This is a genomic window from Stygiolobus caldivivus (assembly GCF_019704315.1).
In the GTDB taxonomy this organism is placed as follows: domain Archaea; phylum Thermoproteota; class Thermoprotei_A; order Sulfolobales; family Sulfolobaceae; genus Stygiolobus; species Stygiolobus caldivivus.
In genome coordinates this window covers 1,313,779-1,326,343 of sequence record NZ_AP024597.1, presented here as the reverse complement: position 1 = coordinate 1,326,343, position 12,565 = coordinate 1,313,779, and the positions used below count along the sequence as shown (strand labels likewise).

Below are 12,565 nucleotides of genomic sequence, written 5' to 3'. Positions count from 1 at the left end.
ACTATGGACAAATAACTCAGCACACATAAGACCACATATGTAAACTTAGTAAGTTACTAACACTTAGTTTACTCTTTTATGCGTGATATGTATAAATATTACTTTGACCAATATTATTATAGTTATTATCTAAACTATAGCGTGAGTAAAAACCTCGAAAACGCATAAAGAACATGGGCAAGAGTCCGTTAGGTGTTTATAATGCGTTGGCATAATTATTCATAAGGTTAATATGACTCGTGGGGTTATCCACGGTGTAATTAATGTGAATGACTAAAAAAGTAAGGGTTTTTAAAAACTTTAGTTCGGAATTAGAATTCGCTTAATTACTAATAGCGAATTAATGGGTCGCTCACGCTCCCGTTACAAATTGAAATATCCTCTATTGAATTAGTGTTATCCTATGTAAAAATAACCAAACTTCTGTTGGACGTCCTATTTAATTAAAGTCATAGCACCCTTTTTACCCCCATTATCTTTTTAGTATTAATTTTACTTGATATGTAATTAACAGTTAAAATACCACTTAAATGAGACAAATAGAAATTGCAATGAGTCCGTGAATGACCCAGGTAATCTAAAACAATGTTTTATTAAATATTCCGCAACTAACTACTGTAATTTTCAGTGATCGAGGCACAGATAGAACTCACCTAGTTAAGAGTACAGCACGCCGTGTCATCTAAGTGTAACCCTGCCTAAACGTCGACTTACCAGGCTAATATTTATTATATTTAAAAAATGTTAAAAAGTAAATTACATTAATCACACGTGTGGCATTGCCACTCGGGAAATAGCCGAAAATACGTAAAACAGTCCTTGGGTAAATCGTGGGCACGTCACATTCTTACATGAACCGCGTTTCTATACTTCGTAAAGTATCGGGCATTGAGGATCCTCTGGTTAATATACTGGACAGTTTAATGTGTCCCCTTTTGGCCTTGACGTGGCTTAGTGTTTCTTGCAGTATACATTGTAGTCGTGGCCCTGATCCTAAAGTAATGACGCCCTTTCGAGACCCGCCGATATAATTCCTCCAGTACTGAGCTGACTCCTCTTCCGCTTAACGCACATCTCCTAGCCTTGTCCTACAGAGGCAACGATATGACCATAACCTCACGTCGTGTGATTAGGGGTGGCTCGTGTGGGCTCAACAAATAGTAGGGTCTATCCTCCTTATCATGTCCACTACGTCTTTAGCAGTAGGCCTTTTTAACGGGTCGGCCGTGAGCATATGCCTTAGTAACTGGTCTACCTTAGGGTCTATACTTATAGTCCACGTAGCTAGCTTGTTCTTGCTGTTGTTTATTAGATCCCTTACGCAGACCATGTCGTTTTTCACATAGCAGTCGATCGCGTCGATCATCTCCTGTAAGTCAGGCCTATCGACTTTCCTCGTCAAAAGCACATAAGCGGTCATCCCTAACGCGAAGACGTCAAAGTACGGTTTTGCGGTGGTCTCAAACACTTCCGGTGGGGAGTATTCGGGGGTCACTTGCTTTATCTTACCGTTAATCCTCACTGCACTACCCAAGTCACCAAGCTTAAAGCCCAAAGTTTCGAGTTCTGTTGAGTCTCTAGGCTTAACAGTAAGGAATATGTTATGCGGTTTAACGTCCATGTGAACGAAGCCTTGAGAGTGTATATAGTCTAAGGCTTGTGCGACCTCGCACGTGGCCTTCAAGGCGACCCTCTGCCATTTGGAACTATAATAAAACATGTCGTTTTCCAATAAGTCCTTCAAGGTTCCGCCTTCCATGAACTCCATAACTATCATGGGCGGGTTAACTACATATGTCTCCACTTTACCTTTTAATATCTCGTCTATTACGAATGAGTCGACGTTGACAGCGTAGACCTTCACTATGTTCTTGTGGTTCGACAAGTTCACTAAATTTGACGCCTCAGTGGCTAAGTCCTTAAAATACTCTTCTGGGCTACCGCCGTAAAGTTTCAGGACTTTGACGGCAAAGTATTTACCGGAATAGCTACCCTTTAATACGTAACCGTTACCCCCCTCCCCGATGACTTTTTCTATCTTGTATACCGAAAGGTTACGGTTTACCCAGACGTTGGGGTCCCAGTCCGTCAGGCTCCTCTTCATGAGGGCTACTGAAGGGGCTTGTAACGGGGCTTGGCCCGTGCCCTGTTGTAGGGGTATTACGGGCCTGAAATTTATAACCGTGACCCTGCCGACCTTAACGCTCACCCTCATCTCGTCCGGTATGTATATCATGTTCTGACATTTTATATTCCCCACGATCAGCACAATGTCTGTCGGTAACTCGAAGATATAGTCCCCTTGGTAATATACACGCGGTACGTACAAGTTCCCCTTAATGGATATCCTCGGTCGGCAGTTCGGGGGTAGCCCCCTGTATATGAGGACAGCTGCCCGCGGATTGGGCCTATAAGGTGGTTGTGTTGGTACCTGAGGGGGGTATTGCTGGGGAGCTGGGTATTGTTGTGTAACTGGTTGCTGTACATTAGGTGGGTAGTACTGTTGTGTAACTGGCTGTTGTTGGGTAGGTGGGTAATAATACGCTTGGTCCTTCCGTTTGACCATAGGTAGGACCCTAATAGTGCTGAACACGGCCACGAGGAATAAGGGGCTTAACGCGGCCATGACTTCAAACGAAACATACGTACTATAATAAAAGCCAGGTATATTGGAGGCTTCATATTCTAAGTTGAAAAATGCCTCAATTAGTGTAAATAAGATACCAATCCCGTTAACGACCTTACTTTTAGAGCCCTTACCTCTATACAAGATCATAAAACCGGGTATGAGACCGAAAACGGAAAAGACAAGCTCCAATACTAATACGTTAAATACGATGGTAGGATCTGTAAATGTTAAGAACCCGTAAATAAATGGATAGAAGTAGGTAAGAGAGAGAACGTAGATCGTAGCCTTACTTTTTACTATATACAAGGGTAAGACTAAGAAGAGGAGCGTAAAAGTATAAAATAAGAATAAGGTGAATAAATTATAAAATACAGCTACAAAAAACGCCCACGTATACAATAATATGATAAAAAGGAAATTTAAACCATATATAGTTTTATTTTCCATGACTATACTGAATACTAAAAAAGAATAAAAACTTTCATGAACAAATAGGGCACGGGCAGATTGATCCTTACTCGTCGATAAGCACCTCAAGTAACTTGAGAGTATTTTAAAACAGTTATTAAATTTAATAAACATTTATAAAAATATTAGAGTATTTATAAAAATTATTTTTCCCTTGTGTAATCCACAAAAAGACATAGGAGTATAAAGAGCCAAAAATAAGTTTAAGGAAAATGCAATAATATCATTATCACTTTGACAAATCATAAAAGAGCTGTAAGAGACAAGTGACTTATTTCATCTTTCACATTCATTTTTTATTATTGTTGTATATTAAACAGAAGTATCATTAAATTTCATTTTATATAAAGGAATTATCATTTATCTTGGTAGGTGAATCCAGTCACGATCAAATATGACTAATTTAGTGTTAGAAAAATGTTAAAGGCCGAAAAATTAATATTATTACTGATAAATAAATAATTATAGTCCCAGATGCTGACTCTAGGTCAGAGGAGGTCATTAACGCGATTAATGATCTAGTTACAGTAATAGTTTCCTCTGCGTCTCCTTCTCGAATATAAGGGAAATGGAGACTTCACTAGTAAGCACTGACTAACTTATTGAGGAGGAGAGAAGTTAATCTAATAGTTGAGCGTGGTGAGTTGGTCCTTTATAACAGTGGGTGCTTGGTATTGTCAAACTAGATGGTTTATTTAGAATACGCCTTCATGAATAAGACCGTTGACGTCTTAGACATCATTATCGTTATGAGGCATTTGATAATTTTTAGTAATTAATACGTTCTCCACTTCGATGAGGACATTGAGATTAAGCCTTAGAATACTTAAGAGCACGAATACGAGTTTTATTTAGAATATTTTCTCGGTTGACACCCTTATTTCGAAGTCCATAAGCTCTGCGGTCCTTTTAAAGCTAAAACGTATTTGACTAAGGGCGATAGGAGGTCGTAAAGGCAGTTAGAGTTAAATACCTGCCAAACGCTATAACTATGAGAAGGAGAGAAAAACGCACTACGAAATAAAGGTCTTGAAATTAGCAGTAAGACTAGTAAAGTTTAATTTCCATTTATGCACAATGCAAACACTACGCAAGTATCATTTTACATTAGACCTTATTCGTATCATACTTCATTATTACCAGAATACGTATAATATTACACGCTTTAAGGTCAGGAGTATTCAACCTAATGTAAAAAATTGAGCGATATGGAGCATGAGTATTCAGGTAAATGTTTTTTAAGGTAATAATCACTCACATAATTTTCTATGAATTCAACATAAATTTAGATAGAAAGTCTGATAGAATTAATGGTTACTCACACAAGTGGATGGTACCTTGTGCTCAGGGAGTGTTCTCAAACAGTCACCAAATTCGATAAGGATTTGTAAAAATAATAGAGTATTTATAAAAACTATCCTTTCTATTACTACTTGCTGGAAAGAGCTAGAAGTAATGAGAGCAAACATTACTGTAGAAACACTTATGTGCAAGGGTCACGAGATTTTAAGGGGGTCTACGAGATGGACCTCGTAACCCTACACAGCTAATACCCTTAGTTTTAAGGGATTTAAATTTTAAGCCGAGAAAACACGAGCCGGAAGACCTCGCTTACACAATAGCAGCATACTTACTAGGAGTACAAGTCACCAAGTTAGGGATACCGCCATCAACACTATACTACTACACTAAAAAACTCGGGGTAAAGAGGAGGAGAGAAGAAAGGCCACCTTGCCCCTCGTGCAAATCAAACAGAGTAGTAAAGGACGATCAGCTAGAGGAAAAACAAAATACAAGTGCAAAACTTGCGGGAAGACGTCCTACCAAGCGACAAACCACAAGATGGGTAAAGAACAAAAGGAGAGAGTACTGAAAGAATACACGAATAGGATGAGCATGAGGGGGATAGCGAGGGTCGAAGGGAAACCGTTAACTACAATATACAGCTTTATAAGGAGGAAAGGGGTAGAAGCGTATGCTTACCTACTACTCTTGCAAGGACGGCTGGAGGGTTTCACGGCAAAAGCTACAGTGCTCGACGAGAGTTGGACTTACGTGTGGGCCAGACATGGGCAAAAGAGGGAAGACTTGTGGATATGGAACGCGTTGGCAGATGGTGTACCCTTCTTTATCACGGGTGATAGGGATTACATGACTTTCAGCTTCCTCCAGGACCCCCTACCCGAGAGTAGGGTGTACTACACTGATGGTTACTCAGTTTACCAAGTACTCGACAAACACGTTGTGGGTAAGGAGTATACTTACACTGTGGAGAGTTATCATTCTTACTGTAGGGCCCACCTGGCTAGGTTGGCAAGGGACACGAGGGCTGTTAACAGGGACGTGGGGATAGTTGAGTATAGCCTTGCCTTGTTGAACGTGATGTACCCGGTAGTTTACTCGAGGGAGAAAACTCCGTTGAACGAGGCTTACTTGAAGGGGATACACTATATTAGGAGTAAACTGATATAATATTACAAACACTTATCGAATTTCATGACTGTTTGAGAACACTCTCTGTGCTCATATTTGCAGGATCGCTCTAGGACAGCCTGACTAATAAGTAATTCTGCAACAGAGAAGGGAAAAATTTAGAAAAAATTATTTCCTTATTAACCAAAGAACTAACACTACCCCTAGTGCTACTATTAGTATTATCAGAATTATCGCCTTAATGTTTAGAGATCCACTTGGCGACGGGCTTTCAACTTGTTCTACCCCGCCAGATGGAGGTGCCATGAATTGATTAGAGCTCATGAATTGATTAGAGCTGCTGGAGAAACTATTTGACGTGAACACTTGGTTTGGCTGTGTGGTAGTAATTACTTGCTGGAACTGCACGACGACTATTCGGTTACCATTTATGCTAATCGTCCCGCTACCTTGTGATGGTGTGAACATGGCTGAACTGGCCGACACTGAATAGGAGTATGTCCCGCTAGGGACGAGGAAAACGATTTCGTTACTGGTCGACGTCTTGGTCATACCGTTTAGGGTCACTTGCCAAGTAGTACCGTTAGGTAGCCCTTCCTCAATGAACGTCACAGGGTAGAGTTCTTCGAACTGTATGTTTACTACTTGATTCTGGTTCACGGAGATTGTCCCCGTCCCGCTTAACGCTTCGTAGTACGGGGAGCCCGTACTGACTGAATAGGAATAACTCCCGTATGGTAATAAGGCAGTAATGCTGTCATTAGTTGAGGTATAGTTTTGTCCGTTAATGTCCACTGACCAAGGGACGTAATTCCCGATACCTTTCGCTTCAAACTCTACTTTGTAAAGTGGCGCGGAGCTAACTTGCAGAGTAGGGGTAAGAGTACGTGAACCAAAGTCATAGTGACCTATACTGTAAGGGCCATACTTTTGGCCAACTATGGATACTGTTACTGATGCCCCTGCAAAAACGAGGTGTACGGCTACAGGTACGTTCACGGTAAGGTTATTATCCCCGGAAAAACTCGGGTTTACACTCACGCTAAATGTACTGGTGCCTTCCCTTATGATCTGTAAACTTTGGACATTAGCAGTCGCGTCTCCGATAACACTGACATTGGCCGTAGCTGACGTAGTAAAATCTACATCTAAACAGAGCGACAAACCGGGTAAACTAAATCCGGTGACGGGTATGCATATTAGTTGGCCTAAATGCGCGGGTACTGTATCAGAGACTGAGTCCCCGTCAGCAAATACGATGACGTGAAGTTTAGCATTGTCTAAAGTCAGGCTATAATTATAAGTAGAACCAGGTATTACCTCTGAGGGACCGGTTAGCTGTCCATCAATACAATACGTAGCCTCTACACAAATGTTAATATTTCCGATAATAGGTACGGATACGGAGCCCACTTCTACTTTTCCCGTAGAAGTAGTTAACGTCGTTGTCGCTGAACTATTCTGTGTAGGCTGGGCATTAGAGATTAAGGGAGGGTTAATAATTGCAGTAAATGATATTAGAAAGATTATTAATACCGCCGTACCTAGGAAGTTCTTTAGAACCTTATACGGTCTACTACCTATTCTGATCATTGTATATTCATGAAAAATGAGTGGTATTTAAGTTTTCCACCCGCATAAAGGATGTTCACGGACTCTTTGTAATTTTTAGCTATTAAATATAAAAATTATAACATTAAATTTACACCTTAAGATATTAATACATAATACGTGTAAAAGTACAAAGTAACGGTTTAATAATTTGTGATCAATGCAGAATAGTTTATATATACTTAATTATTCATTAACTGAATTATATTGATCCAAGAGATATAATTACAATTTGCATGAGTTACCGTAAAAATTCCTTAAATTTTAGACCGAACCAATTTCAAGTTAAATAATCTGTTTTCGGCCCCTCCTTATGAGCTCTTAATAGAAAGAGGGTACGACACCCCCTACCTTAACAGCAAAAGATATGTGAATGACAACCCTAAGCCCCGACCATCTTCTCCGTCTCCTTCGACTTTTCATATGCTATACGTTAATTAGGAATACCGAAACGTTTGGGTTCCAGCTTGTCTAACGCATCTCGATCAAAGTAAGCGTAAAGGCGTTACGGTACAGCCACTTGTAGGAGGACTAGGGCTGCGTTTTACTGTCACGTCTTTACTTACATTAGCTCCTAGATAATGCATCCTGCTCAGTCAGGCATTAGAGGTGAGTCCCTCTGTCGTGACACAGCGGACGTGCAAACTTTAGCCAGAGCTACTTCTATCATCTATAAACAGACGGGCGTATTTTCACCTTGTAAGGTCGGTAAAAAACACTGATAAAAATTTCTACCTTGTTAGTAAAGCCCTTGGACTATTTGTGCGCTCCCGTCTTGGCTTATATACAGTCTAGAGAACTCGCCGACATTGTTTAAAAATAATAGCCCCGCCCTCTGTTTGTGATAAATGCTCGAAAACACCGTAATCACCCTCCCGTTATGGTCTACCTTAAACCCGTCAGCAGTCTCATGAGCCCTTATCACACCCTTGAAGTTAGTCCTCACTAAGAAGTCTTCTGTCACCTTCCTGCCGAAGTAGAAGACCCCCTCTCCCCTCTTATTTAGCGAGAAGTAGTCTATGGCACTGTTTGGGTCGTTCCACAGAAGTTGAAAAAGTATCGGGTCGTCGGGGATTATGTCGCCTTTAGGCAGTCCATACAAGTCGTCTTCACTGTATATCCCCAACTCCATTTCACCGTTGCTGTTGTAGAGCCCGGGCAGCCCACCGTGGGTGCAGAAATAACCGTTGACTGTCACGCTTACGGGCATCAACGAGAACAGATCTACGAATTTAGGGTAATAACCTTCACCGAGTTTTTCCTTTACTTCCCTATAAAAACCGTAGTAGTAGTTGGTGAGGGGGCTCTCGTGGTTACCCCTCAGGACGATTACCTTTCTACCCCCGTCGTTGACCAAAAGGTTGAGTACCGTGAGCAGGTTCTCGATCCCGTTGGGCGGTTGCCTGTCCACGTAGTCCCCTAAGAACACCATCAGGTCGACTTTGTCATAATAGTATTTAGCGACGTCTGTGACGTTGACCGCACCGTGGGTGTCCCCTATGAAAAGTACCCTTTCAGCGTTAACTTTCCCGATATAGCTCCCTTGTTGCCTGAATATGTCCTTAGCACTTTCTAATATTTTCTCTACCTCGTCTCCCGTCACGCCTCTCACCCCGTCAAGTACGAGTATAACATGTTGGCCACCTCCGACGCCGTAGGCCTCTGAGCAGGGTCGGGGTTCAACATCTTCTTTATAATCCCCATCAAGCCGTCATCAGGTAACGACGCCCACTTCTCCGTCACCCTCTTCAACAACTCATTATAAGTGTTCTGGAAAGCTGGCGTCGAAAGCTCATTAAACGCTTTATTGACCAAGGTCACGTCGTTAAAGTACTTACCCGTGAGCAGGGCATAAGCCATACTCCCCACAGCATAAATGTCCATACTCGGGTGCGCCGGGTTCACCAACTGCTCCGGTGCACAGTACTCCAAAGTCAGCTGTGTCACCGGGTTACCCACCTTAACCGCACTACCCAGGTCACCAAGCTTCACCTGAGTGTTCCCGTTAACTAGGTTGTTATACACCTCATCACCCACGTCACCGGGGTACTTAGTAAAGAACACGTTATGCGGCTTCACGTCTAAGTGTACATACCCTTGGGAGTGGACGAAATACAAGGCCCTTACCACGTCATACACCACCCTGACCACTATCTTCTCCCACACACTAGAGTTCCTGACATTGGGGTTGCCCATTAACTTAGACAAAGTACCCCCGCTCATGTACTCCATGACCAAGTAGGGCGGGGAAGTCAAGTACAACTCCACGTTACCTTTCATTATGTTCATCAGGGTAGGGAAGTCGACCTTACCCCCGACTACCTTAACTACAGCGTCCGTCTTAGTCGACAGTTCAATCAAGTTGTTAAGCTCTTTATACAGCTCCTGGAAGTTCCTCATGCCCATCGTCATCGTGCTCCCCGGTGTAGGGACTACCTTCATGACCTTCATGGCGTACACGTTGTTGTCCGCACCTATGACCTTTAATACGTAGCTGGTCCCCCCTTCACCTATGACACTGTCTACAGTGTAGGAGTCTATCCTCCTCCCTACCCATAGTCCGGGGTCGAACTTGGACAAGTCGAGAGTCCTCTGTTGGAACCCTACCCTCATGGACTTCCCTGCAACGAAGTTCCTCATGACCGGGGTCAACACAGTATTTTCGTGGACGACGTCATCTACTTCCACTTGACTACCCCTCCTGACCCTCAGTGTCCTCCCTTTGAGTACCATCTCGTCCCCATTTACCTTGACCCTGATAGTTGAAGCGAGACCTTCCGGTATGTCGAAGGAGAGTACTACTTCCTTCCTCTTGTTGTACACTAGGTAACCCCCTATGCCTGCAGCCCCGAACGGGACTGCGAGGAGCAGTATGCTCAGGACGTTTATGGCGTATACTGGCCTCTCCGATATGGGCCCGCTGACTTGTATGTATTGCCCGTTAGGGGCGCTGACGTTGCCTTGCCAGTAGACGTTAACGAAGGGGTTGGGGTTGGGCTGGTTTAGTGGTATTTTTGAGCCTTGTGATACCCATTCTTGGCTGTCCCCTATTGTGACTAAGTACTGTACGACGTACGGTGGGGTTATCGTCTCGCTCCCGTACACGGGGCTTAGTGTCGTGTTGAGGTAGTACCTTTCGTCGCTAGATATTTGTATTATCGAGGGTACAGTGGGTATTGAGCCTTGTGTGACCCACTCCGTGACGGTACCGTTGGGTAGGTTAAGTGTAACAAGGTATTGGGTGACGTAGTCGGGTGTTAGGGTTTGTGGGGAGTTTATGGTGTACTCTTGTTGGGAGAGTAGTAGGTACCTTGTGGTGGAGTTTATTTGTATTGTCGTGGATAGGTCGTATGTTGAGCCTTGTGTGACCCATAAGCGGGTCGTGCCGTTGGGGAGTTCTACCGTCACGAGGTATTGTGTGGTGTATTGGGGTGTGATGGTGGTGGGGGCGTTAATCCCTTCGGTGACGCTTTGGGCTAAGGCGTAACGTTCGTTGCTGGATATTTGTATTATCGAGGGTATCGTGGGTATTGAGCCTTGTGTGATCCACTCCGTGACGGTACCGTTGGGTAGGTTAAGTGTGACTAGGTACTGGAGTTGAGTGGAGGCTGTGAGGCTAACGGGGGCTCTTACTGTTATCTGGTATTGGTTGGCGTTTATTTCGTATCTAGCGGATGAGTTGATGTAGTAGTATTTGTAGATTGTGATTGTGGTGCCTTCTTTAAAATACCCGGAGGAGATGGTCTGGTTGAGGCCGTTTACGTTTGCCGGTATTGGCTGTGACACACTGACGTAATAGTAGATTTCAAAGGGTAGCGAGAAGTCCGGTGAGTCCACTACGAAAGTAGTCCCTTGTATTTCATAAAGGGCCCCGTTAACGCTTACGTTCTGTGGGGGGACTTGTATAGTAGTCCCTGCGTCATACCAGCCAGACCCTATGGTCATCAAGGCGTTATTGACGTAGGCCTTGACTTGGAACGGTACGTTTAAGTAGTATTGCAGTACATATTGGGGGGTTATAGTGTAGAACCCCGCAGTAGTCAAATATATCGTCGTATTGGGATAAAACGCCCCGTTTACTTCCACGCCTCGGAGGAAATAACGTTCTGTATTAGACAAGTAATATGTCTCGTTGAATTGGAGTACTGAGGGTACGGGTAAGGATAACGTAGTGTTTACGTTTTCCGGCACCCCGTTAGCACGGTAAGTGGGCACGGGAGAGATAACCCTTACCTCTACTGCATAAGGTAATGAGACGGAGTAAGACGTTGAGTACAAGGTATTACCTTGGACGTTAAGTGATAGGGATAACGAGTAAGAGCCGTCGGGTAAGGACAGTTCTGTAGTAGAGTTTATTAAATTCTTTGAGAAGCTTTCTGGGCCTGAAACGCTCAACACCCAGTCTGCCCCGCCGGGGATTGTAGTTATATAGACGTTATTCCCGAAGGCTTTGATAAACGAAGACACGGTCCATAAAAATTCTGACCGTGTTTGTCCGGCCGTCTGTGCTACTTGTTCACCGCTAAAGGACTCGACTATGCCTTGGGAAGTCGAAACTCCAGATAGTGCTTCGTAGGTAGTGGAATATCCTCCGGGCACGTTGTAGAAGGTACTCCCAGAATTGGATAAATAGGCCATACTCATGGAGGCGCTCCACGAATATATGTCCACCGTAGTCCCTAACTCTGTCCCATATACCGGACCACCTATGACGAATGACAAATAATTACCGCTACCGGTAGGGTTAGTGCCCCCTACTACGATGTACGCACTGGAAGAAGGGACAAACAGTTCAATCGTATCAAATGTACCGCCAGCGACTTCACTGCCATTACTGTTCAACAGTTCGAAGTACTGGAACACTACCGGGTAACCTTGGTAACCCATTATCGCAGCGGTCTCGAGTAGTAACGTGAAGGGTGAACTAACAGTATAAGTGTTATAGGAATAGTAATAGAACTGTATCCCGTTATAGGTCTCCACGCCCCCCGAACCCCTTATCAGTCCTTGGTTTATACTGGAGTAGGGTGCAGAAAAGTTCCACAAGTAGTCCTCTATAGTTATCTGGTAGGTGTTACCCCCTACATTTTTTATCAGGGCGACGTCATTAGACCAGTAGTACTGGCCGTTACTTAGCGCGATTACGGAGTTTAACTGTAGGGAGAACGGCCCGCTGGTCTGTGCTGAGTTGAGAGTAAAAATACCGCCTACGTTAGACGAAGTGTACGAGTACGTTACGATCCCTTGCCCGCTCACCGGGGCTTCCCCTTCGTCTACTATGCCTACCGCGGGAGACGGTGGGGTCACTTGTGAGTACGTCATTAGTTGGGCTATTCCTAGGAGTATAATGGCTAACATAATTAGGGTTATTCTTTTAAATAGTACTCCATTCATCGTTAATCTATGAGTGATATATATTATATA

General features: G+C 43.5%; 4 protein-coding genes and 1 pseudogene. 1 reads left to right on the top strand and 4 read right to left on the bottom strand.

Annotation, left to right across the window (positions count from 1 at the left end; all coding sequences use genetic code 11):
• Positions 1 to 1,150: 1,150 nt before the first annotated feature.
• Positions 1,151 to 3,076 (bottom strand): serine/threonine-protein kinase, encoded by a 1,926-nt coding sequence (locus KN1_RS06355; RefSeq protein WP_221290178.1) that lies wholly within the window; start codon positions 3,074 to 3,076, stop codon positions 1,151 to 1,153.
• 1,508 nt (positions 3,077 to 4,584) lie between these two features.
• On the opposite strand from KN1_RS06355, the pseudogene KN1_RS06350 reads away from it, so the two are divergent.
• Positions 4,585 to 5,569 (top strand): annotated as a pseudogene (locus KN1_RS06350) (IS1 family transposase).
• Between the two features lie 129 nt (positions 5,570 to 5,698).
• Here KN1_RS06350 and KN1_RS06345 read toward each other — a convergent pair.
• The 3 genes from KN1_RS06345 to KN1_RS06335 form a co-directional block, all read right to left on the bottom strand.
• A complete protein-coding gene (locus KN1_RS06345) occupies positions 5,699 to 7,123 on the bottom strand; it encodes a hypothetical protein (protein ID WP_221290176.1) in 1,425 nt (474 codons plus the stop codon).
• A gap of 757 nt (positions 7,124 to 7,880) precedes the next feature.
• Positions 7,881 to 8,744, bottom strand: coding sequence for a metallophosphoesterase (locus KN1_RS06340; RefSeq protein ID WP_221290175.1), 864 nt, complete (start codon positions 8,742 to 8,744; stop codon positions 7,881 to 7,883).
• A gap of 5 nt (positions 8,745 to 8,749) precedes the next feature.
• A complete protein-coding gene (locus tag KN1_RS06335) occupies positions 8,750 to 12,535 on the bottom strand; it encodes a thermopsin family protease (RefSeq protein ID WP_221290173.1) in 3,786 nt (1,261 codons plus the stop codon).
• Positions 12,536 to 12,565 lie beyond the last annotated feature (30 nt).